Raw genomic sequence first — 246 nt, forward strand, 5'->3', positions numbered from 1 at the left:
TCCATCGACGTCGATACCCGTGAATGTCCCCTTTCTGCGAGGAAAAAATCGGATATCGCCAAACAATTTTCCCACTTTATTAGGGTAACGGTCACGGATATTCAGCCACGGTTCGTCCTCGCCCTTCCGAAATATCTGAAGAGTGAGCTTGTTTCCGTCCAGAGTAATATCCGCGCGAAGAACGAAATTGTTTAGAAGCGTGCTGGAGACGTCTGCATCATCGCCGTCGGCTTGACCATTACGCCT

Annotated in this window: 1 protein-coding gene; it reads right to left on the minus strand. The window is 49.6% G+C overall.

Annotated elements, in window-relative coordinates:
- Positions 1-246, minus strand: a 246-nt coding sequence (locus SB752_RS33060) for a hypothetical protein (protein ID WP_410719604.1), incomplete at both ends; no start/stop codon positions are given.

This window comes from Brevibacillus sp. SIMBA_040 (genome assembly GCF_046535075.1).
Classification (GTDB): domain Bacteria; phylum Bacillota; class Bacilli; order Brevibacillales; family Brevibacillaceae; genus Brevibacillus.